Genomic DNA, 26,700 nt, shown 5'->3' with positions numbered 1-26,700 from the left:
CCAAACATATAGCAGGTGCCGTGCCAACTTTTGTGAACCCCAATAAAACAAGGGGTTAGGTCGATATAACCGTTTTCGCAGGGCGAAAAAAAGCCGGGGTTTCGTTACCGATAACCCCGGCTTCTGTTACGTGAAAAGACTGAGGTAACAGTTTTTTCACATCTTCAACGGTAACCCGCACACTCGACAGGTCACGTTCAGCTCTCGCTGGCGACCCCGGTCTTGCGCCGTGGAATGCCCAGACGCTGACGGCGTTCCCACAGGCATTTGCGGCTGACGCCCAGTTTGCGCGCCAGTTCGGTCTCGGTCATGTGGTCCTGATGTTCGAGCACGAAGTGCTGGAAGTAGTCTTCCAGCGACAGGTCTTCGGTCGGCTCGTGGCTGCTGCTGGCGTTACCGGGCGTTTGCGCCGGCAGGCCGATGAATTCGTCGTCCTCCAGATCGCCCAGTTCGATGTCGATGCCCAGCAGGTCGGCAGAGATTTCCGGGCTTTCGCTCAGAATCACCGCGCGCTCAACGGCGTTTTCCAGCTCCCGCACGTTACCCGGCCAGGAATAGTGCCGGATTGCCTGTTCGGCATCGGCGGCAAATTTCAGGTCGGTGCGGTTGATGCGGGCGCTTTGACGAGCGAGGAACGCATTGGCGATTTCGTTGACGTCGGCGCCGCGCTCGCGCAGGGCGGGCAGTTTCAGCGCGATCACGTGGAGGCGGTAGTACAAGTCTTCGCGGAACTGGCCGATTTTCGCCAGACTCTTGAGATCCCGGTGGGTCGCGGCGATCAACCGGACATCGACTTTCTGCGACTGAACCGAGCCCACCCGGCGAATCTCGCCTTCCTGCAGTACGCGCAGCAACCGGGCCTGGGCTTCCAGTGGCAATTCGCCGATCTCGTCGAGGAACAGCGTGCCGCCGTCCGCCGCTTCCACCAGACCGGCGCGACCCGCGCTGGCGCCGGTGAACGCGCCTTTTTCGTGACCGAACAGTTCGGACTCGATCAGGCTTTCCGGAATGGCTGCGCAGTTCACCGAGATCATCGGTGCTTTGGCGCGTTTCGACAGGTTGTGCAGAGCGCGGGCCACCAGTTCTTTACCGGTACCGGACTCGCCCTGGATCAGCACGTTGGAATCGGTTGGCGCGACTTTACGGATCTTGCCGTAAAGGTCCTGCATCGGCGGACATGAGCCGATGATGCCGATCTCGCCGTTGCTGTTGTCAATGGCGGATTTACCGCTGCCATTGGCCGATTTGGCGGGAGCTGCTTCGCCGGCGGCAGGCGCCGACTGGCGATCACGCAGGATGCGCGCGACAGCCTGAAGCATTTCGTCGTGGTCGAAAGGCTTGGCGATGTAATCCACCGCGCCCATTTTCATCGAGTCGACCGCCGAGCGCAGGCTGGCGTAGCTGGTCATGATCAACACCGGCGTGCCCTCGCCGAGCTTGATCAGCTCGGTGCCCGGGGCGCCCGGCAGTCGCAGGTCGCTGACGATCAGATCGAACGTGGGAATACTGAAGCGTTCTTGTGCTTCCTGCACTGAACCGGCTTCGCTGACCTGGTACTGGTTACGTTCCAGCAGGCGGCGCAAGGCGGAGCGGATAATGGTTTCGTCTTCGACGATCAAAATGTGCGGCATTGATTCGATACTCTCGACGGTCTCAGTTCACAGCGGACGTCGCTTCGACATGGCGCGGCAATGTCACCCGGATACGGGTGCCGCGCTGGCTCTGAACATCAGCCGGGCTGTCGATGGTGATTTGTCCATAATGCTCTTCAACGATGGAATAGACCAGTGCAAGGCCCAGACCGGTGCCTTCGCCAGGATCCTTGGTGGTGAAGAAGGGTTCGAACAATCGGTCCATGATGCTCGACGGAATACCGCTGCCTTCGTCTTCGACGATCAGATCGACCGTGTGTTCGCCGGCTTCGCTCTTGACCCGCACTGCACTGCCGGCAGGCGAGGCGTCACGGGCGTTGGAGAGCAGATTGATCAGCACCTGGGCGAGCCGCTGGGGGTCGCCTTCGACCCAGTGATCGGGATCGCACAGGTTGTAGAACTGGACTTCGAAATTGCGCCGGTTCAGGGCCAGCAGGCCGATGGCGTCCTGAGCCACTTCCGCCAGACAGACGGGCTCGTCACTGTGCTGATGACTGCCGGCATGGGCAAAACTCATCAGCGACTGGACGATGCGTGACACGCGTTTGGTCTGTTCGAGGATCTGACCGCTGATTTCCGTCAGCTCACCATCTTCTTCGCGCTCTTCCCGCAGGTTTTGTGCGAGGCAGGCGATGCCGGTGATCGGGTTGCCGATTTCGTGGGCCACACCGGCCGCGAGCCGGCCAATGCTGGCCAGACGCTCGGAGTGCACCAGCTTGTCTTCGAGCATCTGGGTTTCGGTCAGGTCTTCCACCAGCAGCACCAGGCCGCTGTTGCCCGGTGCCAGCGGTTCGTCGATCGCGGCTTTGTGCAGGTTCAGCCAACGGGTCTGGCCGTCGAGGGCCAGATGCTGTTTGTGCAAGTGCTCGTCGGGCAGGTGGATGAAGCCTTGCAGCAGGTCTTTCCACGGATTGGCGATGGTGCTCAGGCGCGAGCCGACCACCCGTTGCGCAGCAATCCCGGTCAATTCTTCCATGGCCTTGTTCCACATCAGGATCTCCTGATCCTTGGCCAGCGAGCAGACGCCCATTGGCAATTCCTGCAGGGTCTGGCGGTGGTAGCGGCGCAGTGCATCGAGTTCGGCGGCCAGACCGGTCAGGCGCGAGTGGTAGTCCTCCAGGCGGCTTTCAATGAAGTGGATGTCTTCGGTGACGTAGTTTTCTCCGCCGGCCTTGTACGGCAGGAAGGTTTCCACCATGTCCTGGGCGACGCTCGGTCCCATCAGGCCGGAGAGGTTGGCTTCGATCCGGTCGCGCAGGCGGCGCAGGGCGTAAGGGCGGCGCTCGTCGAACGGCAGATAAAGGTCGCGCAGGGCCTGTTCGACTTCTTTCTGCGCAGCCTTGGCGCCCAGCGGCTTGGCCAGTTGCGTGGCGAATTCCTGCGGAGAGGCGGCGTGCAATTCGCGGCGCTGCGGACGGCGCACGTTATCCACAGCACAGGCTTCGGCAGCGCTGGCCTCTTCCGGGCTGGCATTGGTGAACAGCGAAATCAGCGTGAACATCAGGACGTTGGCCGCCAGCGAGGCGATGGCCGCCATGTGCCAGCTCGTATCGTCCAGCACGTAGATCATGTTCAGCAGCGGAATATAGAAACCCTGCAGATTACCGACCAGCGGCAACAGCATGGTCACGACCCACACCACAATTCCCGCCAGGAGACCGGCGATAAAGCCGCGGCGATTGGCGGTCGGCCAGTACAGCACCGACAGTACACCCGGCAGGAATTGCAGGGTCGCTACGAAGGCGACGATGCCGAGGTTGGCCAGGTCCTGCTCGGCGCCGAGCATCAGGTAGAAGCAGAAGCCGGCCATGATGATCGCGACGATCAGCGCCCGGCGGGTCCATTTCAGCCAGCGATAGATATTGCCTTCGGCCGGCGGCTGGTAGAGCGGCAGCACCAGATGGTTCAGGGCCATGCCCGACAGGGCCAGCGTGGTGACGATGATCAGGCCGCTGGCCGCCGACAGGCCGCCGACATACGCCAGCAATGCCAGCGATTTGCTGTTGGCGGCGATGCCGATGCCGAGGGTGAAGTATTCCGGATTGGTGGTGGCGCCGAGTTTCAGGCCGGCCCAGAGAATCAGCGGCACCGCCAGGCTCATCAACAGCAGGAACAGCGGCAGGCCCCAGCTCGCGCTGACCAGCGAGCGCGGGTTGAGGTTTTCGGTGAAGGTCATGTGATACATGTGCGGCATCACGATCGCCGAGGCGAAAAACACCAACAGCAACGTGCGCCACGGGCCTTCCTGCAATGGCGTGTGCAGGGCGGCGAGTGCGGTCTGGTTCTGCAACAGCCACAGTTCAAGCTGTTGCGGGCCGTCGAATACGCCGTACAGCGCGTAGAGGCCGACGCCGCCAAGGGCCACCAGTTTGATCACCGATTCGAAAGCAATCGCGAACACGAGTCCTTCGTGCTTTTCACGGGTGGCGATGTGCCGGGAGCCGAAGAAAATCGTGAACAGAATGATCAGCGCACAAAACGCCAGGGCCACGCGATTCTGCACCGGCTCGCCGGTGAGGATGCCGATCGAGTCGGCCACGGCCTGGATCTGCAACGCCAGCAACGGCAAAACACCGATCAGCATGAAAATCGTGGTCAGCGCACCGGCCCAGGTGCTGCGGAAACGGAAGGCGAACAGGTCCGCCAGCGACGACAGTTGATAAGTGCGGGTGATCTTGAGGATCGGATACAGCAGCACCGGCGCCAGCAAAAACGCGCCGGATACCCCGAGATAACTGGACAGGAAGCCGTAGCCGTACTGATAGGCCAGCCCCACCGTGCCATAAAACGCCCACGCACTGGCGTAGACCCCCAGCGACAGGGTGTAGGTCAACGGATGGCGAATGATCGCCCGCGGGATCATGCCTCGTTCACTGATCCACGCCACGCCGAACAGTGCGGCCAGGTAGGCGGCGCTGATCAGCAGCATCTGGGTCAGGCTAAAGCTCATCGGCATCTTTTTGGCTCTGCAGGATGAAGGTCACGACAATCAGGATCAGCCAGAGCAGATAAGGGCGATACCAGGCGCCCGTAGCGTCGATCCACCAGTCCATGATGGCGGGAGAAAACAGGTAGATCCCCACGACCAGAAGCAGGACCAAGCGATAGATGTACATCCCGGCCTCTCTTTTTTATGCGCGTGCCCGAAAACGTGCGGCGATGGTAACGGATGGGCGCGCCACTGCAAGTGTCGTCACAGCAGTTGCGCTTCGGGCAGGGTCAGTGTGCGCGGGATTTTCAAGGCATCCCAGTGGGCGCTGCCCCAGTTCAACAGTTCCTGCGGCGAGGCGTGGGCCAGTTCGGGCCCAGGGTTTTGCCCCAGTGCACGCAGGGCCCGCAGCAACAGCGGTGTGGCCTGATCGGCTTCCAGCGGTGGCGAGCGATAGGACTTGCCGAGCTTGTGGCCGTCCGGCTGAGTAATCAGTGGCAGATGCAGATAGCGCGGTTGGCGCAGGCCCAGCAATTCCTGCAGATAGAGCTGGCGCGGTGTGGAGTCGAGCAGATCGGCACCGCGCACGATGTCGGTGATGCCCTGCCAGGCGTCGTCCAGTACCACCGCCAGTTGATAGGCGTAAAGACCGTCGCGGCGGCGGATCACGAAATCCCCCACGTCGCGGCCCAGATGCTGACGGTATTCGCCCTGCACCCGGTCGATGAAGTGATATTCCAGCTCCGGCACGCGCAGGCGAATCGCCGCGTCTTCCTGACCATGGCCGGCGTTGCGGCACAGTCCCGGGTAAATGCCGTGGTACGGCTCCAGTTGCTTGCGCGAACAGGTGCAGGCGTAGGCCAGGCCGTGATTGAACAGGCTGTCGAGCACTTGAGCGTAGGCCTCGTGCCGATCGCTCTGGCGGACCATTTCGCCGTCCCATTCGAAGCCATAGCTTTCCAGTGCCTTGAGAATCGCCGCTTGCGCGCCCGGCTCTTCGCGGGGCGGATCGAGGTCTTCCATGCGCACCAGCCAGCGGCCGCCCACCGAGCGTGCGTCCAGATAAGAGGCCAGGGCGGCAACCAGCGAACCGAAATGCAGGTGCCCGCTGGGGGTCGGGGCAAAGCGGCCAATGTAGGCGGGGGAGGTGTTGGCAGTCATGAGGGCGATGTTACTTGAGAGTCCAAAAACAGCAGAAACAAAAACGGAGCGTTCGCACGCTCCGTTTTTCGTTCAGGCCGGGATTATTTGCCGACCTGCTTTTCCTTGATTTCCGCCAGATTCTTGCAGTCGACGCACATGTCGGCAGTCGGACGGGCCTCAAGGCGCTTGACCCCGATCTCGATGCCGCAAGAGTCGCACCAGCCGTACTCTTCGTCTTCGATCAGTTGCAGGGTCTTGTCGATCTTCTTGATCAGTTTGCGCTCGCGATCACGGGCGCGCAGCTCGAGGGCGAACTCTTCTTCCTGGCTGGCACGGTCGGCCGGATCAGGAAAGTTGGCCGCTTCGTCTTTCATGTGATCAACAGTGCGGTCGACTTCCTGCATCAAGTCCAGTTTCCACTTGGTCAGGATCTTGGTGAAGTGCGCGCGCATTGGAGCGCCCATGTACTCTTCGCCCGCTTCCGGGACGTAGGGTTCGAAACCGCTGAGTGTCTGACTTGCCTGTTGCTTTGCTTGGGTGGGCATGAAATGGACCGCCTCTACTCTTGTAATCCATTGCGCAGGATTGCTCCATCACCGACACCTGCCGGCCCTGCGGCTGCAAGCGGGCGAACTTACCAGATCAATTCGGCCCGCGCTACTCCCGGATGTCGAGCGCGCGGCCGGTGGGGCTTGCAAATGTTTGCCAAGCCATGTCGGGCAATGTTGCAGACCTGCTCAATCACTGATTTTAGTCAATCCTGGAATGTACGCTCGGGTCGTTACAGTCCAGTGTTCTTGAGGCTGTGACCGCTGCGGGTTCTCGCTCGTTCCGGCAGATGGGTAGAATCGTTTCTTTTCCCTCGTTGAAGGAAGGCCAATGGCTCAGCCCTACAGTGCGCGCAGTCGTGCGATCGAACCGTTCCATGTGATGGCGCTGCTGGCGCGGGCCAATGAATTGCAGGCCGCCGGCCACGACGTGATCCACCTGGAAATCGGCGAACCGGACTTCACCACCGCCGAGCCGATCATCCGCGCCGGGCAACAAGCCCTGACGGCGGGCAAAACCCGCTACACCGCGGCCCGTGGCATTCCCGAGCTGCGCGAGGCGATTTCCGGCTTCTATCAAACGCGCTACGGCCTGAGCATCGATCCTCGCCGGATTCTCATCACGCCCGGCGGTTCCGGCGCGCTGCTGCTGGCCAGCGCGTTGCTGGTGGATCCGGGCAAACACTGGCTGTTGGCCGACCCAGGCTATCCTTGCAACCGGCACTTTCTGCGACTGGTCGAGGGCGCGGCGCAGCTTGTACCGGTGGGCCCGGACGTTCGCTATCAACTGACGCCGGATCTGGTAGCGCGCCACTGGGATCACGACAGCGTCGGTGCGCTGGTCGCCTCGCCAGCCAACCCGACCGGTACGATTCTGACCCGCGATGAACTGGCCGGGTTATCCACAGCCATCAAGGCGCGTCACGGGCATCTGGTGGTGGACGAGATCTACCACGGCCTGACTTATGGCACCGACGCAGCCAGTGTGCTGGAAGTGGACGACAGTGCATTTGTCCTCAACAGTTTCTCCAAGTATTTCGGCATGACCGGATGGCGTCTTGGCTGGCTGGTGGCGCCGGATGCGGCGGTCAGTGAGCTGGAAAAGCTCGCGCAGAACCTCTACATCAGCGCGCCAAGCATGGCCCAGCATGCGGCGCTGGCCTGTTTCGAGCCGGACACCATCGCGATTCTTGAAGAGCGCCGCGCCGAATTCGGCCGTCGTCGCGACTTCCTGCTGCCGGCATTGCGTGAACTGGGTTTCAACATTGCCGTAGAGCCGGAAGGCGCGTTCTATTTGTATGCCGATATCAGCCAGTTCGGCGGCGATGCCTTCGCTTTCTGCCGACATTTTCTTGAAACCGAACATGTAGCGTTTACGCCGGGGCTGGACTTCGGTCGCTATCAGGCCGGTCATCATGTGCGCTTTGCCTACACGCAAAACCTCCCTCGCTTACAGGAAGCGGTGGAACGCATCGCCCGTGGCTTGAAGAGCTGGCAAGGCTGATGCGTTTTCATCCTCCTCTCGAAGAAGGCCGGTTGATCCGTCGTTACAAGCGTTTTCTCGCCGATATCGAAACCGTTGGCGGCGAGTTGCTGACCATTCATTGCCCGAACACCGGCTCGATGCTCAATTGTCAGGTTGAGGGCGGGCAGGTCTGGTTCAGCCGTTCCAGTGATCCGAAGCGCAAGCTGCCCGGCACCTGGGAAGTCGGTGAAACCCCGCAAGGCCGGCTGTTTTGCGTGAATACCGGACGCGCCAATGCACTGATCGAAGAGGCCTTGCAGGCCGGCGTCATCAGTGAATTGAACGGGTTCACCGGGCTCAAGCGCGAAGTGGCGTACGGACAGGAAAAGAGCCGGATCGACTTTCGCCTCGACTACCCGACGGGCCCGGCGTATGTGGAAGTGAAAAGCGTCACCCTCGGGTTCGACGGTACGGCAGTAGCGGCGTTTCCCGATGCGGTGACAGAGCGCGGCGCCAAGCATTTGCGTGAACTGGCGCATCTGGCCCGGGACGGGATTCGTGCGGTGCAGTTGTACTGCGTCAATCTCACCGGTATCGAAGCAGTGCGACCGGCCGAGGAAATCGACTCGGCCTACGCCGCTGCGCTGCGCGAGGCTGTGGCGTGCGGGGTCGAAGTCCTGGCGTACGGCGTGCGTTTGAGCCATGAAGAAATGGTGGTCGACCGGCGCCTGGACGTGCTGCTTGGCGGTTAAACATCGATCCACAGCCCTTGTGCGTCTTCACGGCAGGAGATGGCCGTCAGCGATTGCCCGGCGCACGGTCCGGCGACACATTCTCCGTCCTCGATCAGAAACAGTGCGCCGTGGGTGGCGCACTGGATCAGGCTGTTGCTCGGATCCAGAAACTGGTCGGGGTGCCATTCCAGGCCAACGCCCCGATGCGGGCACCGATTGAGGTAGACATACGCCTGCCCCGCGCGGCGCACGGCAAACAGTTTTTTCCCGTCGATGTCGAAACCGCGGCTGCCGCCCTCAACCAGATCGGCGCCCGCGCAGAGAAACTTCATGACTATCCTCAAGTGTCGGCTCGTGTCCGGATATGTCCAAGCTTGACGTTCAAATGCAAACAATTATCAAATGGCCGCCTTCGCCCGTCGCGAGGTGGCCGCTGCCGAGGATACTTGGCCTGCCGTTACGATGCCCGGGAAAACCTTTCAAGGAAGCTGTTTATGCGCCTGACTACCCGCGTTGCCGTGCTGTGTGTCGGACTTTTGGTCAGCCACCAGGCTGCAGCGGCCGAGTTGCCGCAACGTTGGGTCAGCGCCGGCGGCGCGTTGTCGGAGTGGGTGAGTGCGCTGGGTGGTGAGTCCAGGTTAGTGGGCGTCGACACCACCAGCCAGCATCCGCAATCTCTCAAGTCGCTGCCGAGTATTGGTTACCAGCGCAGTCTGTCGGCCGAAGGCATTCTCAGCCTGCGCCCGGACATCCTGATCGGCACCGAGGAAATGGGCCCGCCGCCAGTGATCTCGCAGGTTCGCAGTGCCAAGGTGCAGGTGGAGTTGTTCTCGGCTCAGCCGGATCTGCCGACGCTGGAGAAAAACGTTACCCATCTGGGGCAGTTGTTGGGCGCCGAAAGCCAGGCCGCCCAGTTGTTGCAAGGTTATCAACAGCAACTCGATGCGCAAAAGACTCGTGTAGCTGAAGCCCAGACCAAGCAGAAAGCGCCGGGCGTGCTGTTGGTGCTCGGCCATGCCGGCGGCAAACCGCTGATCGCCGGCAAGGACACCGCCGCCGACTGGCTGCTGCAACAGGCGGGCGGGCATAACCTTGCGACCCACACCGGTTACAAGCCGTTTTCCGTCGAGTCCCTTGCCAGTCTCGATCCTGAAGTGCTGGTGTTCGCCGACCGTGCGCTGACCGGCGAGGCGGCAAAAGCGGCGCTGTTCAAGGAAAACCCGATCCTCGATTCCAGCCGTGCGGCCAGGACCGGACGGGTGCTGGAGCTGGACCCGACGCTACTGGTAGGCGGGCTCGGGCCGCGTTTGCCGGCTGCACTGAAGACCCTGTCTGACGGTTTCTACCCGACCCAGAGCGGCCAATGACCACGCTGGTCAAACCCCGTGGTTTGTTCATTGGCCTGATCCTGTTGTGTCTGTTGGCGATCTGGCTGTCGCTGGCGTTGGGGCCGGTCAGTCTGCCGTTGTTCGATACCTTGCGCGCTGCACTGCGCCTGATCGGGGTGCCGCTGGCGCCGGACGGTCTGGAACAGGCTGAACTGATTCTCGGGCAGATTCGTCTGCCGCGTACATTGCTCGGATTGGCCGTTGGTGGAGTCCTGGCGCTGTCCGGGGTGGCGATGCAGGGGCTGTTTCGCAATCCGCTGGCTGATCCCGGCTTGGTTGGCGTGTCCAGTGGTGCTGCTCTAGGCGCTGCGGTGGCAATTGTCGGTGGATCGTTTTTTGGTGGGTTGCCCGAATGGTTCGGGCCTTATCTGCTGTCGGTTTGCGCGTTTCTTGGCGGGCTCGGGGTAACGGCGCTGGTTTATAGACTCGGCCGCCGCAACGGGCAGACCAATGTCGCAGCCATGTTGCTGGCGGGGATTGCCCTGACGGCTTTGGCCAGTTCGGCGGTGGGGCTGTTTACCTATCTGGCCGACGACGCGACATTGCGCACGTTGACGTTCTGGAACCTGGGCAGCCTTAACGGCGCGAGCTATGCGCGGTTGTGGCCGCTGCTGATCATCACTGCCGGTGTTGCACTTTGGCTTCCACGTCGGGCGAAGGCGCTCAATGCGTTGCTGCTCGGCGAATCGGAAGCCGGGCATCTGGGGATCGATGTCGAGCGGCTCAAGCGCGAACTGGTGTTCTGCACGGCGCTGGGCGTCGGTGCAGCCGTGGCGGCGGCGGGCATGATCGGTTTTGTCGGATTGGTGGTGCCGCATCTGGTGCGCTTGCTCGCGGGGCCGGATCATCGGGTGTTGCTGCCGGCATCGGTGCTGGCCGGGGCGAGCCTGTTGCTGCTGGCGGATCTGGTGGCGCGGCTGGCGCTGGCGCCGGCGGAGCTGCCGATCGGCATTGTCACCGCGTTCATCGGTGCGCCGTTCTTCCTTTATTTGTTGCTGCGAGGGCGTGCCTGATGCTGCGTGCGCACAATCTGCACATCCGCCGTGGCCGCAAGACCGTTCTGGTCGACGTCAGCCTGCAACTCGAACCGGGCGAGGTGCTTGGTGTGCTGGGCCCCAATGGCGCCGGCAAAAGTACCTTGCTCGGCGCGTTATGCGGTGAGCTGAGTGCACACGACGGGGAAGTGCTGCTGGACGGTGAGGCATTGAGCCATTGGAGCGGCACTCAGCGCGCCCAGCGGCTGGCCGTGTTGCCGCAGGTATCGACCCTGGATTTCGCTTTTCGTGTCGAAGAAGTGGTCGGCATGGGGCGGCTGCCTTATCAGAGCGGACGTTTGCGCGATGCGGAGATCGTCGCTGACGCTTTGCGGGCGGCCGATGCGGGGCATCTGAGCGGCCGCAGTTATCTGGCGCTGTCTGGCGGCGAGCGTCAGCGGGTGCATCTGGCGCGGGTGCTGGCGCAACTGTGGCCGGGGCAGACGGGGCAGACGTTGCTGCTCGACGAGCCGACGTCGATGCTTGATCCGTTACATCAACACACGACGCTGCAGGCGGTGCGCGAATTTGCCGATCGTAGCGCAGCGGTGCTGGTGATCCTGCATGATCTGAATCTGGCGGCGCGCTATTGTGATCGCATCCTGCTGCTGGAGGGCGGGCGCCCGGTGGCGCTGGATACGCCGCAACAGGTGTTGCGTCCGGAATCGCTGAAGGCGGTTTTCGGTCTGGAAGTATTGGTGCAGCCGCACCCGGAGCGCGGGCATCCGCTGATCATCGCCCGTTGATTTCGTCATCGAGGTGAGGGTATGCGCGGGATTTTGCTATTGGCGGTGTTGTGGCTTGCGGGTTGCCAGCATGTTGCGGCGCCGCCGGTCGTGGGCGAGATCCGTGATTTGCGCAGTGGCGAGAGTCTCACGGCGCAGCAATTACTTAAGCAACTCAGCAGGCCGGCGCGGATGATTATCGGCGAACAGCATGACAGCGCCGATCACCATGCCCTTCAATTGTGGTTGCTGCGCAATCTTCAAGAAACGCGCCCCCAAGGCAGTCTCCTGCTGGAAATGTTGACGCCCGATCAACAGTCGCGGGTTGATGAAGTGCGGCATGCCGCAACGCCGCCGGCCGATCTTCCTGCTGCATTGGCCTGGCAGGACGGTTGGGACTGGAATCTCTACGGACCGATTGTGCGATTCGCCCTGACGCAATCCTGGCCGTTGCTGGCGGCCAATCTCGATAACATCGAAATTCGCGCGCTCTATCGTGATCCTCCGGTTTTGAGCGGTGAACGCAGCAACGCCGAGTCGGTGAAAGAGGCGCTATTGGAGCAGATTGGCGATTCTCACTGCGGCTTGCTGCCGTCATCACAAATGCCGGCGATGCTGGCCGTTCAGCAACAACGGGATCGGCGCATGGCCTCGCGTTTGTTGGCGGCGCCCGCGCCTGCCTTGTTATTGGCGGGTGCGTTTCACGCGCGCAAGGATGTGGGCGTGCCGCTGCATGTGCTGGATCTGGGCGCGCCCGAAGCGCCCACGGTGTTGATGCTGGCGGAGCAGGGCAGTCAGGTTACGGCGGCGATGGCTGATTATGTCTGGTACACACCGGCCAGACCGAAACCGGATTATTGCGCCGAAATGCGTAAGCAGTTCAGTAAGCAGTGACTTTTCCACAGGCAAAAAAAGACCCGGTAAAAACCGGGTCAAATAACCGTGATTAGCCTGATGAGGAGATAATCTGAGAGTCCGAACCAAGGGCTTTTCAGAATATCGACTGATCTCGCGACCAGTTGTGATAATCATAGCGATTCTCATTACCAAGTCAACTGCTGTTTTTTCATTTCTGTCGTTTTGTCCCGGCAATGGCGTTGACGCTCTCTGAATATGGGGGGCAGGTCTGGGCTGTGAGCTGTTTGTTGAGCTGGTCGATACGCCGCGCCATGCTTTCGATCAGGCTGTGGGCAATTTTCGGATTGGTGCGGGTCATGCTCAGAAACTGATCGCCGGGAATCAGCATTACAGTGCTCGCCTCCCGGGCAATGACCGTCGCGTTGCGCGGCTCGCCAGTGAACACCGCCATTGCGCCGAATATTTCATCCTTGAGCACGTCACCTACCTTGTGCCCGTTCACAAACGCTTCGGCGTGTCCTTCGATGATTACGAACACATGATCGGCGGTGTCGCCCTGGCGAATCAGGACGTCCCCGGCCTCGACTCGCTTGAAACCATTGGTGCTGCGAAACTCACGTGGCTTGAACTCGGCAACGGCGTGAGCCAACAGTGCCATTTGCCCGAGCAGGTAATGCAGAAACTGCTCCGAGCGCGACGAGTCGCTGTACACATGCTGAAACAAATCGCCTCGGCGAAAAGGCATTAATGTCAGCGGGTTTTCCGCGCACAAGCTGCAATCCGCCCATTCCGGCCCCTGTTGCAGGCCGATCAAATCTCCTTCGTGCCAGTAGAACAAGCCGCGACCACTGAGTCGGCCGGTGATGACACCCTCCGTCAGCAAAAACAACTGGTCGTCCGGCAAGCGCGCCAATAGGTCATCCGTGGCTTCCACTTCCAGGGCCGGCCCACACGATGCAAGGCCTTCCAGCAATTGCGCAGGCAGGCTCTGCAAGCGGTTGATCAATGCGTCGGTCTGTGCCGATTGTTCCCCGAGCAAGTACATGACGGTCGATACCGGTTAGTTCTTGTGGCGAGAGGAAATGGCTTCCAGCTGCCGGTTCAGCGCATCCTTGCGTTCGGCGGGGATGTCATTCCAGTGCACATCCATCAACGCCCCTTCGATCGCGTACAACAACACCTTCGACGCCCGAAACCCGCGAGTGCGCACGGCCCGGTAGGCATCTACCGCGCCGAGGCGGCGCAGATCCGAGGCGCTGTGGATGCCCACGGCATGCAGCCATTGCGCCGACGTCTTGCCAAGATTCTTCAGGTGTTGCAGTTCATCATTCATCAAGCCTCCTTGCGACGGCCGAATGGTGCGTGGGCGAGCTTCTCAGGAGTGTAGCCATCAGTAGGAAAAGCGTGGTTGTTTGGTCGGATTCAACGCAAACGCTTCTAAGAAACGTCAGTTTCTGCTGATGAGTCAGGATGGGGAGGACGAGCGAGAGTTACGAATAGCACGCAGTCCAGCGCAAGGCGGGGGCGCTGGACGAGTTTGGAAGTTCCGAGACTCAGCGAGTGCGATAACGCAGGCGCGTACCGAAATTCATCGACATCAGGATTTCGTCGGCACTCAGCTCCGGCGGGAAGTAAGCACCGGAGATCTGCGCATGAGCCAGGCTCGCACCTTCCAGCGAAGCATTGCGAAAGTCGATGCCGCGCAGGTCGGCGGAACGGAAGTAGGCGTCCCGGAAATCCACGCCATCGGCGTTCAGTTCACGCAGGTCGAGGCCACGAAAATCACCGCCAACCATGTCGATCGGGCCGTCTTTCGGGCGTTCATTGTTGAAACCTGTGATGTCGTCTTTGTGCAGCAAGGCATAAAGCGGGGTGTCGAGAAGTTTCGGCTGGCTCATGTCAAATCACCTGTTGGTTTTATGACGCCAGTATAGTGCCACTATTTGACGGCCGTGAAGCGAGCGAGGGCTTCACGGCCGAAATAGTTTCTTACAGACCTGGCAGGCGCTGGCGGATTTGCGCCACGACGGTGTCCAGAGTGCCGGATTCATTGGTCTGCACGCGTTTGCTGCGCAGGATTTCTTCCGGTGTCAGGGCTTCGCGGTTCGCCTGTTGTGCTTCGATCACGGCGAGGGTGGCGTCGGACGGATCTTTCTTGTCCGCCTGGCGAATCGCCAACCAGCTCTCGATCACTGCCTGTGGAGCGTTGCAGTCGAGGATCAGGAACGGCGCGCCAGTGGCTTCAGCGACCTTGGCGGCGTTGTCGCGTTGTTCGCGCTTGAGGTAAGTGGCGTCGATCACCACCGGGAAACCGGCGTGCAGGATCACTTCGGCGATTTCATGCAGCCGAGCATAAGTCGCAGCGCTGGCATCGGCGCTGTAGATCCCGGCCTGAACATCATTTGCAACCGTTTGCTCGCCGAACAGACGTTTGCGCTCGACATCGGAACGCAGACGGATCGCGCCCAGCGCTTCGACCAGACGCATGGCCACATGGCTTTTGCCGACAGCGGAAACGCCATGGGTGATTGCCATGAAGCGCGAAGGAATGGTGCTGTAGCTTTCCGCCAGGTTGGCATAGTTGCGGTATTGGCGAAGGGTTGTGGCGCGCTGCACCGGAGTCGCATCGGCCGGCATGCTGAACAGTGCGACTTTCGCTCGCACCAGGGCGCGGTAAGCCTTGTAGAAGTTCAGCACTTCCAGGCCTTGGTAGTCGCCGGTCAGTTCCAGGTACTGGCTGACGAAGCGACGGGCCAAGGATTTCAGGCCACGGTCTTCCAGATCCATCGCCAGGAAGCCGGTGTCGGCCCACACGTCGGTGAAGCGGAACGGTTCGTTGAATTCGATGCAGTCGAAGATCACGACCTTGCCGTCGATCAGCGTGGCGTTGCCCAAGTGAATGTCACCGTGGCACTCGCGAGTGAAACCGTCGGCCTTGCGTTGGGCGAACAGCGGTTTCAGACGATCGAAACTGCTTTCAGCCCACGCTTGCAGGGCGTCGAGTTGCAGCAGATCGTTCTTGTCGCTGAGGAACGGCAGGATCTGTTCGAAGTTCTGGCGCACTGGCGCCATCACGCTGTCAGGCGTGCCGGCATCGTGCTCGGCCGGGACTTTCGGCGCGTTGAGGTGGAAGCGGGCGATCTGCTCGGCCATCGCGTCGATGTGCGCGGTGGTCAACTCGCCGTTGGCTTGCAGGGTGCTGAGCAGGCCGGTTTGCGGGAACTGGCGCATTTTCAGCACGTATTCGATGGCCGGACCTTCGCCGCCCAGTTGCGGGGCATCGGCGCTGCCGGTCACTGGAATCACTTCCAGATACAAGTCGTCGGTCAGGCGCTGGTTCAGGCGCAGCTCTTCGCTGCAGAAGTGCTCACGGGAGTCGAGGCTGGTGAAGTCGAGGAAACCGAAATTCACCGGTTTCTTCACTTTATAAGCGTAGGGACCGGTGAGCAGCACCCACGAGATATGGGTTTCGATGACCTGGAACCCTTCGACGGGATGCGGGTAGAGGGCCGGGTTTTGCAGGGCAGCGATCAGGGACTGGCTCACGGACGATCCTTCAGAGACTGGGGGAAATTCAAGGCGCTCATTATGGCCGCTCGCCAGCCCGACGCAAACCTCGGCGCGCTCCTGTTGAGTATGAATAAAGTGCGTATAATCCGCCGCCATGACTCGTACTCGATCCTCCCGTACCCCAAAAAAACCAGCTTCCCGGGGCCTGCGCCCATGGTTGGGCTGGGCCCTTAAACTCAGTCTGGTCGGCCTTGTTGTGCTGGCTGGCTTCGCCGTTTACCTCGATGCCGTGGTGCAGGAGAAGTTCTCCGGCAAGCGCTGGACCATCCCGGCCAAGGTGTACGCGCGTCCGCTCGAGCTGTTCGTCGGACAGAAGCTGAGCAAGGACGATTTCCTGACCGAGCTCGATGCCTTGGGCTATCGCCGCGAAGCCGTCAGCAACGGTCCTGGCGCGGCATCGGTCAATGGCAACACGGTTGATCTGAATACCCGCGGCTTCCAGTTCTATGAAGGCCTCGAGAAACCGCAGTCGGTGCGCGTGCGTTTCTCCGGCGATTACGTGGCCGAACTCTCGGCGACCAACGGTTCGAAGCTCTCCGTGGTGCGCCTGGAGCCGCTGATGATCGGCGGCATCTACCCGAAAAACCTGGAAGACCGGATTCTGATCAAGCTCGATCAGGTGCCGCCGTATCTGCTGGAAACCCTGGTCGCCGTCGAAGACCGGGATTTCTACAGCCACTGGGGCGTGTCGCCGAAATCGATTGCCCGCGCCGTTTGGGTCAACACCTCGGGCGGCAAGATGACTCAGGGCGGCAGTACGCTGACCCAGCAACTGGTCAAGAACTTCTACCTCACCAATGAACGCAGCCTCACCCGCAAGCTCACCGAAGCGATGATGGCGATGCTGCTCGAGCTGCATTACGACAAAAAGGAAATCCTTGAGGCTTACCTCAACGAAGTCTTTGTCGGTCAGGACGGTCAGCGTGCGGTGCACGGTTTCGGTCTGGCCAGCCAGTTTTTCTTCGCCCAGCCCTTGTCCGAGTTGAAGCTGCACCAGGTCGCGCTGTTGGTTGGCATGGTCAAAGGCCCGTCCTATTACAACCCGCGTCGCAACCCGGAACGGGCGCTGGAACGACGCAATCTGGTGCTCGACGTGCTTGAGCAACAGGGCGTCGCTTCCGCCGAACAGGTCGCCGCTGCGAAGAAAATGCCGCTTGGCGTGACCACGCGCGGCAAACTGGCGGACAGTTCTTTCCCGGGCTTCATCGATCTGGTCAAGCGCCAGTTGCGTGAAGACTATCGCGACGAAGACTTGACCGAAGAAGGCCTGCGGATCTTCACCAGTTTCGATCCGATCCTGCAGATGAAAGCTGAAGCGTCGGTCAACGACACCTTCAAGCGTCTGTCCGGTCGCAAGGGTTCCGACGACGTGGAAGCGGCGATGGTCGTGACCAATCCGGAAACCGGTGAAGTCCAGGCCATGATCGGCAGCCGTCAGGCGAGTTTTGCCGGGTTCAACCGGGCACTGGATGCGGTGCGGCCGATCGGCTCGCTGATCAAGCCGGCGGTTTATCTGACGGCGCTGGAGAAACCGAGCCAGTACACGCTCACCAGTTGGCTGTCGGACGACCCGCTTTCAATCAAAGGTGCGGACGGTCAGGTCTGGAAACCGCAGAACTATGACCGTCGCTCCCACGGTACGGTATTCCTGTACCAGGGGCTGGCGCATTCCTACAACCTGTCGACCTCGCGTCTGGGTCTGGCGGTCGGCGTTCCGAATGTCCTCAAAACGCTCGCGCGACTGGGCGTGACCCGCGAGTTTCCGGCGTTCCCGTCGATGCTGCTTGGCGCTGGGGGCATGACCCCGATCGAAGTGGCGACGATGTACCAGACCCTGGCCAACGGTGGCTTCAATACGCCGATGCGCGGGATCCGCAGCGTGCTGACTGCCGAGGGCGAGCCGCTCAAGCGTTATCCGTTCCAGATCGAGCAGCGTTTCGATCCGGCCTCGATCTACCTGATCCAGAACGCCATGCAGCGGGTCATGCGTGAAGGTACCGGCAGTTCGGTTTATAACGTGTTGCCAAGAACCCTGACACTGGCGGGCAAGACCGGCACCAGTAACGATTCGCGCGACAGCTGGTTCGCCGGTTTCAGCCAGGATCTGCTGGCGGTGGTCTGGCTCGGCCGCGACGACAACGGCAAGACCCCGTTCACCGGAGCCACCGGTGCGTTGCAGGTCTGGACCAGCTTCATGCGCAAGGCCGATCCGCTGCCGTTGGACATGCCGCAGCCGGATAACGTGGTGCAGGCCTGGGTTGATTCGCGCACCGGTCAAGGCTCCGATGCCAACTGTCCGGGCGCCGTGCAGATGCCGTATATTCGCGGCAGCGAACCGCCACCCGGCGCCTCCTGCGCGAGCGAAAGCCCGGCATCGGGCGAGTCGGTGATGGATTGGGTCAAGGGCTGGATGAATTAAGCGAAGAGGGTTTCAAGTGAACAAGTGGTTGATTCCAGCGGTGACCGCCGTGGCTTTGCTCAGCGGCTGTTCCACCGTACAGCGTGGTTCGATTCCGGTCGTGGATGCCGGTACCGCCGTGTCCAACAGCGAGCGCATTTCGGCCAATGGCGGTTTCCGTCAAACGACGGTGAAACGTCCTGCACAGGCCCAGACCCAGGCAATTCCGCAAGGCGATACCGGTGTGGTGGTAATGGTGCCGGGCGGCGCAGCGACGTCGACACCGATCAGCACCTCGCCGATCGTTCCGGGCCCGGCGTCTGGCGGTATCACGCCGGGGCCATATAACCCTTCACCGGTCGAGTCGGCGCCGATCAACTCCGGCAGCTACAGCATGCCTTCGACGCCGAGCGGCATTCCTTCAGCCAGCAGCGGCGGCGGTCTGTCTGCCGATGAACAGCTGGACGGCCCGGTACTCGCACTTTTGACCACTGCGCAACAGCAGCAGGCCGGTGGCGACCTCAACGGAGCGTCCTCCAGCCTGGAGCGCGCCCAGCGTGTAGCGCCGCGCGAGCCGCAAGTGCTGTACCGTCTGGCGCAGGTGCGCATGGCCCAGGGCGATGCACCGCAAGCCGAGCAGACCGCACGTCGTGCACTGACCATGGCCAATGGTCGTCCGGACTTGCAGGCCAGCCTGTGGGAATTGATCGCTCAGGCCCGTGAGAAGCAAGGTGATTCCGCCGGCGCCACTCTGGCCCGTCAGAAGGCCAAGGTGTCGCTGTGATGGACAGTCGCTTCTCCAAGGTCGCCGATCAATTGCTGTTGATCGAACGTGAACTGCGCGCCCAGGGCTGGTGGGATGACGTCCAGCCCTCGGTCGAAGCCCTGAGCAGCATCGAGCCGTTTTCGGTCGATACTCTCGAGTTCGAGCAGTGGCTGCAATGGATCTTCCTGCCGCGGATGAAGATGATCCTCGAGCAGAATCTGCCATTGCCCAATGCCTCGGGAATTCAGGAAATGGCCGAGATGGTTTTTGCTCAGCGCAGCGTGCAAGGCAAGGATCGGCAGCTTCAGGTGTTGCTCAAAGAGTTCGACCTGTTGATTACTGCTTCGCGCTGAACCGGGAGCTGCCAGTGGTTACTGGCAGTTTTCCGCAATCTGTTTTTGTGCCTCCGCAATACGTTGCTGGCGCTGGTCGTCGCTCAGTCGCCGCAATTCCCCCTCCACTTCCTCCCTCAAGCGCGGATTGTTCTGCAGTTGCGCGAGGTTCGTGCGCGCCTGTTCGCAAAATGCCCTGAGTTGGTTTTGTTGCTCGGCCACTTGCTGCTTGACCTTGTCATCGATGGCTTTCTGATCGCCCACCGCGCCGCTGCCGGATAACGCCGCCGGTTTTGGTGGAGGTGAGGAGGGTGTCTCCAGGGCCGTGGATGGTTGCCCCTGTGGTGGCTGCTGATCGAAATGGGTAATGCCTTGGGCGTCGACCCATTTGTAGATTTGAGCGGCCATGCACCACGGGCTGGCGCTGATTAGTAGAGTCAGGAGAAGCGTTCGCATGCTGATTCCTTGGCAAAACTGCGCAATTGAAGCTAACAGAGTAGCTGTTTCCAGGTTTTTTCTTGCGTTCTCATGTGCTTACCCACAATTAAGCACATTCACGACTTGACTTGGAGAGGGCGAAACAGAAGAATCCAAAGTCCGCTGTACAGGGACTGCCAGAAGCAGACCCTCTCGGCAGATCATGAGGCGCATATCCGCGTCGACCTGTTACACCCGCAACGCGTTACCTCGCGCTGGGTGGGAAAGGCCCGCAACACTTGGGACGATCCCAATACTTGCTCAGTCAGTGCTGACGTAGTCGGCGACCACCGTCGCTCATGCTCTGCCGAGAAGTAAACCTATTAAGACCCGTTCGCTTTTTTGTGGACGGTATTCTGGCGTTTTAGAGGTGAACAACGTGGAGCTTTTATCTGGCGGTGAGATGCTCGTCCGCTTTTTGCGTGACGAAGGCGTCAAATATATCTACGGGTACCCGGGTGGTGCTCTTCTTCATGTTTACGATGCCCTGTTCAAAGAACCGGAAGTGACCCACATCCTGGTTCGTCACGAACAAGCGGCTACCCATATGGCTGACGGTTACGCCCGTGCCACCGGTAAAGCCGGCGTGGTATTGGTGACTTCCGGTCCAGGCGCCACGAACGCCATCACCGGTATCGCCACCGCCTATATGGACTCGATTCCAATGGTGATCATTTCCGGTCAGGTGCCAAGCACCATGGTCGGCACCGATGCGTTCCAGGAAACCGACATGATCGGTATCTCCCGGCCGATCGTGAAGCACAGCTTCATGATCAAGCACGCTTCGGAAATCCCGGAAGTCATGAAGAAAGCCTTCTATCTGGCGCAATCCGGTCGTCCGGGCCCGGTCGTGGTCGATATTCCGAAAGACATGACCAACCCGGCCGAGAAGTTCGAATACGTCTTCCCGAAGAAAGCCAAACTGCGCTCCTACAGTCCGGCCGTTCGCGGTCATTCCGGGCAAATCCGCAAGGCGGCAGAAATGCTCCTGGCGGCCAAACGTCCCGTGCTGTACTCCGGCGGTGGCGTGATCCTCGGCAACGGCTCCGCGCCGCTGACCGAACTGGCAAAAATGCTTAACCTGCCGGTTACCAACACCTTGATGGGGCTGGGTGCCTACCCTGGCACTGATCGTCAGTTCATCGGCATGCTCGGCATGCACGGTAGCTACACCGCCAACCTGGCGATGCACCATGCCGACGTGATCCTGGCGGTCGGTGCGCGTTTCGATGATCGCGTGATCAACGGCGCGCCGAAGTTCTGCCCGAACGCCAAGATCATTCACATCGACATCGACCCGGCTTCGATTTCCAAGACCATCAAGGCCGACGTGCCGATCGTTGGTCCGGTGGAGAGTGTCCTGACCGAAATGGTCTCGATCCTCAAGGAAATCGGCGAAACCCCGAACAAGGAAGCGGTCGCCAGCTGGTGGAAACAGGTTGACGAGTGGCGTGGTGATCGTGGCCTGTTCCCTTACGACAAGGGCGACGGCAGCAAGATCAAGCCACAGACCGTGATTGAAACCCTGTGCGAAGTGACCAAGGGCGACGCTTTTGTGACCTCCGACGTGGGCCAGCACCAGATGTTTGCTGCGCAGTACTACAAGTTCAACAAGCCGAACCGCTGGATCAACTCCGGTGGCCTGGGCACGATGGGCTTCGGCCTGCCGGCGGCGATGGGTATCGCTCTGAGCTTTCCTGACACCGATGTTGCGTGCGTCACCGGTGAAGGCAGTATCCAGATGAACATCCAGGAACTGTCGACCTGCCTGCAATACGGTTTGCCGGTCAAAATCGTGATCCTGAACAACGGTGTTCTGGGCATGGTTCGTCAGTGGCAGGACATGAGTTACGGCAGCCGTCACTCACACTCCTACATGGAATCCTTGCCTGACTTCGTCAAGCTGGCTGAAGCCTATGGCCACGTCGGCGTGCGCATCACCGAATCGAAAGATTTGAAGTCGAAGATGGAAGAGGCGTTCGCCATGAAAGATCGCCTGGTGGTGATCGACATTTCGGTCGACACCAGCGAGCACGTCTATCCGATGCAGATCAAAGACGGCTCCATGCGCGATATGTGGCTGAGCAAGACGGAGCGTACCTAATCATGCGGCACATTATTTCCTTGCTTCTGGAAAACGAACCTGGTGCTTTGTCTCGCGTAGTCGGCCTGTTCTCGCAGCGCAACTACAACATTGAAAGCCTGACCGTGGCGCCAACCGAAGACCCGACCCTGTCGCGTCTGACACTGACCACCGTCGGCCACGATGAAATCATCGAGCAGATCACCAAAAACCTGAACAAGCTGATCGAAGTGGTCAAGCTGGTGGACCTGTCGGAAAGCGCTCACATCGAACGCGAACTGATGCTGGTCAAGGTCAAGGCCACTGGCGCCCAGCGCGCCGAGATCAAACGCACCACCGATATTTACCGTGGACAGATCGTCGACGTCAGCGCCAGCGTTTATACCGTTCAACTGACCGGTACCAGCGACAAGCTCGACAGCTTCATTCAGTCCATCGGCACCGCATCGATTCTGGAGACTGTCCGCAGTGGCGTCACCGGTATTGCCCGCGGCGACAAAGTACTCAGCATCTAAACCAAATTAGCGAATGGCCTGAGCGGCCTGGATATAAAGGGGAAATTCATGAAAGTTTTCTACGATAAAGACTGCGACCTGTCGATCATCCAGGGCAAGAAAGTTGCCATCATCGGTTACGGTTCGCAGGGTCACGCTCAAGCGTGCAACCTGAAAGACTCCGGTGTCGACGTTACTGTTGGTCTGCGTAAAGGTTCGGCTACCGTTGCCAAGGCTGAAGCCCACGGCCTGAAAGTGACCGACGTGGCGGCCGCTGTTGCCGGTGCCGACCTGGTCATGATCCTGACCCCGGACGAGTTCCAGTCCCAGCTTTACAAGAACGAAATCGAGCCGAACATCAAGAAAGGCGCCACCCTGGCCTTCTCCCACGGCTTCGCGATCCACTACAACCAGGTTGTTCCGCGTGCCGACCTCGACGTGATCATGATCGCGCCGAAAGCCCCGGGCCACACCGTACGTTCCGAGTTCGTGAAAGGCGGCGGTATCCCTGACCTGATCGCGATCTACCAAGACGCCTCCGGCAACGCCAAGAACGTTGCACTGTCCTACGCCGCCGGTGTTGGTGGCGGTCGTACCGGCATCATCGAAACTACTTTCAAGGACGAGACCGAAACCGACCTGTTCGGCGAACAAGCCGTTCTGTGCGGCGGCACCGTTGAGCTGGTAAAAGCCGGTTTCGAAACCCTGGTTGAAGCTGGCTACGCGCCGGAAATGGCCTATTTCGAGTGCCTGCACGAACTGAAACTGATCGTTGACCTCATGTATGAAGGCGGTATCGCCAACATGAACTACTCGATCTCCAACAACGCTGAATACGGCGAGTACGTGACAGGTCCGGAAGTGATCAACGCCGAATCCCGTCAGGCCATGCGCAACGCCCTGAAACGTATTCAGGACGGCGAATACGCCAAAATGTTCATCAGCGAAGGCGCAACCGGCTACCCTTCGATGACCGCCAAGCGTCGTAACAACGCCGCTCACGGTATCGAGATCATCGGCGAGCAACTGCGCTCCATGATGCCGTGGATCGGTGCCAACAAGATCGTCGACAAAGCCAAAAACTAAGTCGTAGATCCTTGCATGAAAAAACGCGGCCTAGGCCGCGTTTTTTCGTATGGGCGAGCGGTTCTGGTATAAAGCTGCATCGTTTGTGGCCGAACCGTCGTCCCAGGCGCCTGTCGAAAATGTCCAATCTGTTGCAAGGTACTGTCCATGAGCGAACGTCCCGAAGAGCCGAACCAGGCTTCCGACGCCGAAAGCCTGCTGCCCATCGATGAGCACATCGAAGAAGGGCATGACGCAGAAGGCCGTAAAGTCCGGCATCGTGGTATCTATCTTCTGCCGAATCTGTTCACCACTGCGAACTTGTTCGCAGGGTTCTATTCCATCATCAACTCGATGAGTGCCCAGGCTGCATTGAGCGCCGGGGATGCCGCGAATGCGAGCAAATACTTTGCCTTTGCCGCCATCGCGATTTTCGTCGCCATGGTGCTCGATGGTCTCGATGGTCGCGTGGCGCGCATGACCAATACCCAAAGTGCGTTTGGTGCCGAGTACGACTCGTTGTCGGACATGGTTGCCTTCGGCGTCGCCCCGGCCTTGCTGGCTTTTGGCTGGGCGCTGGGTGACATGGGCAAGGTCGGCTGGATGGTTGCCTTCATTTACGTGGCGGGTGCGGCATTGCGTCTGGCGCGCTTCAACACTCAGGTGGGGACCGCCGACAAACGCTACTTCATCGGTCTGGCCAGCCCGGCTGCTGCCGGTGTGGTTGCCGGGATTGTCTGGGCGTTCAGCGATTACGGGATCCAGGGTTCGAAGATGTCATTCCTGGTCGCGTTGATGGTAGCGGCCGCCGGCATGCTGATGGTCAGCAATATCAAATACAACAGCTTCAAGGAGCTGGATCTGAAGGGGCGTGTGCCTTTCGTGGCTATCCTTGCAGTGGTGCTGGTGTTTGCCGTGGTGTTCAGCGATCCGCCTCGCATTCTGCTGCTGGTGTTCCTCGCCTACGCCGCTTCGGGCCCGGTGCAGTACTTGTTGCATCTTCGTCGTCACAAACACGCCGAGTGATGTAATTTCCCTCATACTCCGCAGTCTATGGTGCATCTGTCCTCCAAAGCTGCGGAGTTGCCATGCTGATCAAAGTCCCTAAAGCGTCCGATTGCCATGAGTCGGACGTCACGCCTGAATCCATTTATCTCTCTCGTCGACAATTGCTCGGAGCGACTGCGGCCGGCTTGGCCATGAGCACTTTGCCGCGCTGGGCCAGTGCCGAAGAGGCTGCCCGCTATGCCGATGTCGAAGCCGGAAAGGCGCCCGCCTGGTTTGCCGAGAAGCTGCCCTCTGTCAAATGGGGGGCGGTGAACGTCAAGGATGAGGCGATTACGCCTTTCAAAGACGCGACCCATTACAACAACTTCTATGAGTTCGGCACCGACAAGGGGGATCCTGCGGCCAATGCCGGTTCGTTGAAAACCGAACCCTGGAGTGTTGTGGTGGACGGGGAGGTGGGTAAGCCGGGGCGTTATGCTCTGGAAGATTTCATGAAGCCTTACCAGCTGGAGGAGCGCATCTATCGCCTTCGTTGTGTCGAGGCATGGTCGATGGTGATTCCCTGGATCGGTTTCCCTGTTTCGGCACTGTTGAAGCAGGTAGAGCCTACCTCCAATGCCAAGTACATTCGCTTCGAAACCCTGCAGGATCCCAAGTCCATGCCCGGACAGCGTTCGGGATTTGCCCTGATCGACTGGCCTTATGTGGAAGGCTTGCGTCTGGATGAGGCGATGAATCCCTTGGCGATTCTGGCGGTGGGTATGTATGGCCGTGAATTGCCGAATCAGAACGGTGCACCGCTGCGTCTGGTAGTGCCATGGAAGTACGGCTTCAAGAGCGTCAAATCCATCGTGCGGATCAGTCTGGTCAGTGAGCAGCCGAAGACAACCTGGCAGAGCATTGCGTCTGATGAGTACGGGTTCTATGCGAATGTGAACCCTACAGTCGACCATCCACGTTGGACTCAGGCCCGGGAGCGGCGACTGCCCAACAGCCTGTTCAAGCCGAATGTGCGTGATACGCAGATGTTTAACGGCTACGCGGATGAGGTCGCTTCTTTATATACAGGGCTCGATCTGCGGAAGAACTACTGATGCGATATCCGATCTGGCGCGTAGGCGTTTTCCTGGCTGCGGCGATCTGGCCGCTGTTCTGGTTCTATCAGGCTTTTGCGGATCTGCTTGGGCCGGATCCGGGAAAAGTCCTGGTTGATCGATTGGGGCTTGGGACATTGATATTGCTGTTGATCGCGCTGAGTATGACGCCGCTGCAGAAACTGACGGGGTGGGCCGGATGGATTGCTGTGCGTCGGCAGTTGGGGCTCTGGTGTTTTGCCTATGTGGTTCTGCATCTCTTCAGCTATATGGCGTTCATTCTCGGTTTCGACTGGTCGCAACTGGGTGTCGAGCTGCGTAAGCGTCCCTACATCATTGTGGGTGCTCTGGGGTTTCTGGGGTTGCTCGTATTGGCTGTTACCTCCAATCGATATAGTCAGCGCCGCTTAGGTGTCCGCTGGAAGAAGTTGCACCGGTTGGTGTACGTGATTCTCGGATTGGGATTGCTGCATATGCTGTGGATTGTGCGTGCTGACCTTAAGGAGTGGGCAATCTATGCCCTGATAGGTGTTTTCCTTTTGGCACTGCGTATTCCTCCTTTGACTCGCCGGATCCCTCGTTTGATGGGTAAAAAGCAGGTTTTTCAGGAAAAGCGAAATTAAGTGTTGACGGCAGATTCTGAGTCTCTATAATTCGCCCCACTTCCGGCGCAGTCGAAACGGAAAACTCCTTGATATTCAATGAGTTAAGTAAGTTTCGAAGGCGGGCCGCTTCAGTTCGTCGAAGCCTGGAAGGCGTTGGAAATGCCGGTTTGTTGGGCGCTTTCAGCGATTCGATCTTCTCGGTCGAAAGCGAAGAAAAAGAGGTGTTGACAGCGGCGTGTAACGCTGTAGAATTCGCCTCCCGCTAACGAGAGATCGGAAGCGCAAGTGGTTGAAGTTGTTGAAGAAATCTTCAAAAACTTCTGAAAATAATC

The 26,700-nt window shown here is 59.9% G+C and carries 26 protein-coding genes and 1 pseudogene; 15 read left to right on the top strand and 12 right to left on the bottom strand.

Annotated elements, in window-relative coordinates:
* Positions 1-197: 197 nt before the first annotated feature.
* The 5 genes from CAF79_RS08810 to dksA all read right to left on the bottom strand — a co-directional run bounded on the left by CAF79_RS08810 (position 198) and on the right by dksA (position 6,269).
* Complete coding sequence (locus CAF79_RS08810) at positions 198-1,631, bottom strand: sigma-54 dependent transcriptional regulator (RefSeq protein ID WP_085697497.1); 1,434 nt, start codon at positions 1,629-1,631, stop codon at positions 198-200.
* 22 nt (positions 1,632-1,653) lie between these two features.
* Positions 1,654-4,608, bottom strand: coding sequence for a sensor histidine kinase (locus tag CAF79_RS08805; protein ID WP_166742304.1), 2,955 nt, complete (start codon positions 4,606-4,608; stop codon positions 1,654-1,656).
* Positions 4,592-4,768: a hypothetical protein gene (locus CAF79_RS28760; protein ID WP_003176118.1), complete on the bottom strand. Its 177-nt coding sequence runs from the start codon at positions 4,766-4,768 to the stop codon at positions 4,592-4,594. The genes CAF79_RS08805 and CAF79_RS28760 overlap by 17 nt, the downstream gene beginning before the upstream one ends.
* A 77-nt stretch (positions 4,769-4,845) precedes the next feature.
* On the bottom strand, positions 4,846-5,742 hold the full coding sequence (gene gluQRS, locus CAF79_RS08800) for a tRNA glutamyl-Q(34) synthetase GluQRS (protein ID WP_085697496.1): 897 nt from the start codon (positions 5,740-5,742) through the stop codon (positions 4,846-4,848).
* Positions 5,743-5,825: 83 nt separating this feature from the next.
* Entirely contained in the window at positions 5,826-6,269 is a 444-nt protein-coding gene (dksA, locus tag CAF79_RS08795; RefSeq protein WP_085697495.1) for an RNA polymerase-binding protein DksA, read from the bottom strand.
* A 334-nt stretch (positions 6,270-6,603) separates the two neighbouring features.
* Here dksA and CAF79_RS08790 point away from each other — a divergent pair, with 334 nt between their 5' ends.
* Positions 6,604-7,776 carry a pyridoxal phosphate-dependent aminotransferase gene (locus CAF79_RS08790; protein WP_085697494.1) on the top strand — a complete coding sequence of 391 codons (1,173 nt, stop codon included), beginning with the start codon at positions 6,604-6,606 and terminating at the stop codon, positions 7,774-7,776.
* On the top strand, positions 7,776-8,489 hold the full coding sequence (sfsA, locus tag CAF79_RS08785) for a DNA/RNA nuclease SfsA (RefSeq protein ID WP_085697493.1): 714 nt from the start codon (positions 7,776-7,778) through the stop codon (positions 8,487-8,489). Before CAF79_RS08790 ends, sfsA begins: the two co-directional genes overlap by 1 nt.
* Here the strand turns inward: sfsA and CAF79_RS08780 are convergent.
* Positions 8,486-8,803: a Rieske (2Fe-2S) protein gene (locus CAF79_RS08780; protein ID WP_085697492.1), complete on the bottom strand. Its 318-nt coding sequence runs from the start codon at positions 8,801-8,803 to the stop codon at positions 8,486-8,488. The genes sfsA and CAF79_RS08780 overlap by 4 nt on opposite strands.
* A 162-nt stretch (positions 8,804-8,965) precedes the next feature.
* Here CAF79_RS08780 and CAF79_RS08775 point away from each other — a divergent pair, with 162 nt between their 5' ends.
* From CAF79_RS08775 to CAF79_RS08760, 4 genes are read left to right on the top strand one after another with little or no spacing between them, the layout of a single operon-like run.
* Positions 8,966-9,838 carry a hemin ABC transporter substrate-binding protein gene (locus CAF79_RS08775; protein ID WP_085697491.1) on the top strand — a complete coding sequence of 291 codons (873 nt, stop codon included), beginning with the start codon at positions 8,966-8,968 and terminating at the stop codon, positions 9,836-9,838.
* 50 nt (positions 9,839-9,888) lie between these two features.
* Positions 9,889-10,872, top strand: a complete 984-nt coding sequence (locus CAF79_RS08770; RefSeq protein WP_170929718.1) for an iron ABC transporter permease — start codon at positions 9,889-9,891, stop codon at positions 10,870-10,872.
* Positions 10,872-11,639, top strand: coding sequence for a heme ABC transporter ATP-binding protein (locus tag CAF79_RS08765; protein ID WP_085697489.1), 768 nt, complete (start codon positions 10,872-10,874; stop codon positions 11,637-11,639). Before CAF79_RS08770 ends, CAF79_RS08765 begins: the two co-directional genes overlap by 1 nt.
* Before the next feature lie 21 nt (positions 11,640-11,660).
* A complete protein-coding gene (locus CAF79_RS08760) occupies positions 11,661-12,512 on the top strand; it encodes a ChaN family lipoprotein (protein ID WP_085697488.1) in 852 nt (283 codons plus the stop codon).
* Positions 12,513-12,684: 172 nt separating this feature from the next.
* Here the strand turns inward: CAF79_RS08760 and CAF79_RS08755 are convergent, their stop codons facing one another.
* The 4 genes from CAF79_RS08755 to CAF79_RS08740 form a co-directional block, all read right to left on the bottom strand.
* Complete coding sequence (locus CAF79_RS08755) at positions 12,685-13,521, bottom strand: Crp/Fnr family transcriptional regulator (RefSeq protein ID WP_085697487.1); 837 nt, start codon at positions 13,519-13,521, stop codon at positions 12,685-12,687.
* Positions 13,522-13,536: 15 nt separating this feature from the next.
* Positions 13,537-13,809: a TfoX/Sxy family protein gene (locus tag CAF79_RS08750; protein ID WP_085697486.1), complete on the bottom strand. Its 273-nt coding sequence runs from the start codon at positions 13,807-13,809 to the stop codon at positions 13,537-13,539.
* 220 nt (positions 13,810-14,029) lie between these two features.
* Positions 14,030-14,374, bottom strand: coding sequence for a pentapeptide repeat-containing protein (locus CAF79_RS08745; RefSeq protein WP_007959639.1), 345 nt, complete (start codon positions 14,372-14,374; stop codon positions 14,030-14,032).
* Positions 14,375-14,465: 91 nt separating this feature from the next.
* A complete protein-coding gene (locus CAF79_RS08740; protein WP_085697485.1) occupies positions 14,466-16,022 on the bottom strand; it encodes a bifunctional aminoglycoside phosphotransferase/ATP-binding protein in 1,557 nt (518 codons plus the stop codon).
* Between the two features lie 118 nt (positions 16,023-16,140).
* Between CAF79_RS08740 and mrcB the strand changes: the two genes are divergently transcribed.
* From mrcB to CAF79_RS08725, 3 genes are read left to right on the top strand one after another with little or no spacing between them, the layout of a single operon-like run.
* Positions 16,141-18,465, top strand: a complete 2,325-nt coding sequence (gene mrcB, locus CAF79_RS08735) for a penicillin-binding protein 1B (protein WP_085697484.1) — start codon at positions 16,141-16,143, stop codon at positions 18,463-18,465.
* 16 nt (positions 18,466-18,481) lie between these two features.
* Positions 18,482-19,228: a M48 family metallopeptidase gene (locus CAF79_RS08730; protein ID WP_085697483.1), complete on the top strand. Its 747-nt coding sequence runs from the start codon at positions 18,482-18,484 to the stop codon at positions 19,226-19,228.
* Complete coding sequence (locus CAF79_RS08725; RefSeq protein ID WP_085697482.1) at positions 19,228-19,563, top strand: YqcC family protein; 336 nt, start codon at positions 19,228-19,230, stop codon at positions 19,561-19,563. Before CAF79_RS08730 ends, CAF79_RS08725 begins: the two co-directional genes overlap by 1 nt.
* 18 nt (positions 19,564-19,581) lie before the next feature.
* Here CAF79_RS08725 and CAF79_RS08720 read toward each other — a convergent pair whose 3' ends face one another.
* Positions 19,582-19,998, bottom strand: a complete 417-nt coding sequence (locus tag CAF79_RS08720; protein ID WP_085697481.1) for a DUF4124 domain-containing protein — start codon at positions 19,996-19,998, stop codon at positions 19,582-19,584.
* A 400-nt stretch (positions 19,999-20,398) separates the two neighbouring features.
* On the opposite strand from CAF79_RS08720, the gene CAF79_RS08715 reads away from it, so the two are divergent.
* The 6 genes from CAF79_RS08715 to msrQ all read left to right on the top strand — a co-directional run bounded on the left by CAF79_RS08715 (position 20,399) and on the right by msrQ (position 26,386).
* Entirely contained in the window at positions 20,399-22,123 is a 1,725-nt protein-coding gene (locus tag CAF79_RS08715; protein WP_085697686.1) for an acetolactate synthase 3 large subunit, read from the top strand.
* Positions 22,124-22,125: 2 nt separating this feature from the next.
* Positions 22,126-22,617, top strand: a complete 492-nt coding sequence (ilvN, locus tag CAF79_RS08710; RefSeq protein ID WP_003205610.1) for an acetolactate synthase small subunit — start codon at positions 22,126-22,128, stop codon at positions 22,615-22,617.
* A gap of 48 nt (positions 22,618-22,665) precedes the next feature.
* The gene (gene ilvC / locus CAF79_RS08705; protein ID WP_007959661.1) at positions 22,666-23,682 is read left to right on the top strand and encodes a ketol-acid reductoisomerase; all 1,017 of its coding nucleotides are present in this window, start codon (positions 22,666-22,668) and stop codon (positions 23,680-23,682) included.
* A gap of 147 nt (positions 23,683-23,829) precedes the next feature.
* A complete protein-coding gene (gene pssA, locus CAF79_RS08700) occupies positions 23,830-24,687 on the top strand; it encodes a CDP-diacylglycerol--serine O-phosphatidyltransferase (RefSeq protein WP_039771608.1) in 858 nt (285 codons plus the stop codon).
* Between the two features lie 62 nt (positions 24,688-24,749).
* The gene (gene msrP / locus CAF79_RS08695) at positions 24,750-25,763 is read left to right on the top strand and encodes a protein-methionine-sulfoxide reductase catalytic subunit MsrP (protein ID WP_085697480.1); all 1,014 of its coding nucleotides are present in this window, start codon (positions 24,750-24,752) and stop codon (positions 25,761-25,763) included.
* The gene (gene msrQ / locus CAF79_RS08690) at positions 25,763-26,386 is read left to right on the top strand and encodes a protein-methionine-sulfoxide reductase heme-binding subunit MsrQ (protein ID WP_085697479.1); all 624 of its coding nucleotides are present in this window, start codon (positions 25,763-25,765) and stop codon (positions 26,384-26,386) included. Before msrP ends, msrQ begins: the two co-directional genes overlap by 1 nt.
* A 110-nt stretch (positions 26,387-26,496) precedes the next feature.
* Here msrQ and CAF79_RS29315 read toward each other — a convergent pair.
* Positions 26,497-26,700, bottom strand: a pseudogene (locus tag CAF79_RS29315) (hypothetical protein); the annotation flags it as partial.

Source organism: Pseudomonas sp. B26(2017) (assembly GCF_002113045.1).
Taxonomy (GTDB): domain Bacteria; phylum Pseudomonadota; class Gammaproteobacteria; order Pseudomonadales; family Pseudomonadaceae; genus Aquipseudomonas.
The sequence above is the reverse complement of the archived record's forward strand: the minus strand, read 5'-3'. Positions and strand labels throughout refer to the sequence as shown.

What these genes read in the sequence shown, in the direction of transcription:
- CAF79_RS08775 (WP_085697491.1), top strand. Translation starts at nt 8,966, where the DNA reads ATGCGCCTGACTACCCGCGTTGCCGTGCTGTGTGTCGGACTTTTGGTC.
- CAF79_RS08760 (WP_085697488.1), top strand. Translation starts at nt 11,661, where the DNA reads ATGCGCGGGATTTTGCTATTGGCGGTGTTGTGGCTTGCGGGTTGCCAG.
- gluQRS (WP_085697496.1), bottom strand. Translation starts at nt 5,742, where the DNA reads ATGACTGCCAACACCTCCCCCGCCTACATTGGCCGCTTTGCCCCGACC.
- CAF79_RS08750 (WP_085697486.1), bottom strand. Translation starts at nt 13,809, where the DNA reads ATGAATGATGAACTGCAACACCTGAAGAATCTTGGCAAGACGTCGGCG.
- msrQ (WP_085697479.1), top strand. Translation starts at nt 25,763, where the DNA reads ATGCGATATCCGATCTGGCGCGTAGGCGTTTTCCTGGCTGCGGCGATC.
- CAF79_RS08725 (WP_085697482.1), top strand. Translation starts at nt 19,228, where the DNA reads ATGGACAGTCGCTTCTCCAAGGTCGCCGATCAATTGCTGTTGATCGAA.
- CAF79_RS08810 (WP_085697497.1), bottom strand. Translation starts at nt 1,631, where the DNA reads ATGCCGCACATTTTGATCGTCGAAGACGAAACCATTATCCGCTCCGCC.
- ilvC (WP_007959661.1), top strand. Translation starts at nt 22,666, where the DNA reads ATGAAAGTTTTCTACGATAAAGACTGCGACCTGTCGATCATCCAGGGC.
- CAF79_RS08745 (WP_007959639.1), bottom strand. Translation starts at nt 14,374, where the DNA reads ATGAGCCAGCCGAAACTTCTCGACACCCCGCTTTATGCCTTGCTGCAC.
- msrP (WP_085697480.1), top strand. Translation starts at nt 24,750, where the DNA reads ATGCTGATCAAAGTCCCTAAAGCGTCCGATTGCCATGAGTCGGACGTC.
- ilvN (WP_003205610.1), top strand. Translation starts at nt 22,126, where the DNA reads ATGCGGCACATTATTTCCTTGCTTCTGGAAAACGAACCTGGTGCTTTG.
- CAF79_RS08720 (WP_085697481.1), bottom strand. Translation starts at nt 19,998, where the DNA reads ATGCGAACGCTTCTCCTGACTCTACTAATCAGCGCCAGCCCGTGGTGC.
- CAF79_RS08780 (WP_085697492.1), bottom strand. Translation starts at nt 8,803, where the DNA reads ATGAAGTTTCTCTGCGCGGGCGCCGATCTGGTTGAGGGCGGCAGCCGC.
- CAF79_RS08790 (WP_085697494.1), top strand. Translation starts at nt 6,604, where the DNA reads ATGGCTCAGCCCTACAGTGCGCGCAGTCGTGCGATCGAACCGTTCCAT.
- pssA (WP_039771608.1), top strand. Translation starts at nt 23,830, where the DNA reads ATGAGCGAACGTCCCGAAGAGCCGAACCAGGCTTCCGACGCCGAAAGC.
- CAF79_RS08765 (WP_085697489.1), top strand. Translation starts at nt 10,872, where the DNA reads ATGCTGCGTGCGCACAATCTGCACATCCGCCGTGGCCGCAAGACCGTT.
- CAF79_RS08805 (WP_166742304.1), bottom strand. Translation starts at nt 4,608, where the DNA reads ATGCCGATGAGCTTTAGCCTGACCCAGATGCTGCTGATCAGCGCCGCC.
- sfsA (WP_085697493.1), top strand. Translation starts at nt 7,776, where the DNA reads ATGCGTTTTCATCCTCCTCTCGAAGAAGGCCGGTTGATCCGTCGTTAC.
- dksA (WP_085697495.1), bottom strand. Translation starts at nt 6,269, where the DNA reads ATGCCCACCCAAGCAAAGCAACAGGCAAGTCAGACACTCAGCGGTTTC.
- CAF79_RS08755 (WP_085697487.1), bottom strand. Translation starts at nt 13,521, where the DNA reads ATGTACTTGCTCGGGGAACAATCGGCACAGACCGACGCATTGATCAAC.
- CAF79_RS28760 (WP_003176118.1), bottom strand. Translation starts at nt 4,768, where the DNA reads ATGTACATCTATCGCTTGGTCCTGCTTCTGGTCGTGGGGATCTACCTG.
- mrcB (WP_085697484.1), top strand. Translation starts at nt 16,141, where the DNA reads ATGACTCGTACTCGATCCTCCCGTACCCCAAAAAAACCAGCTTCCCGG.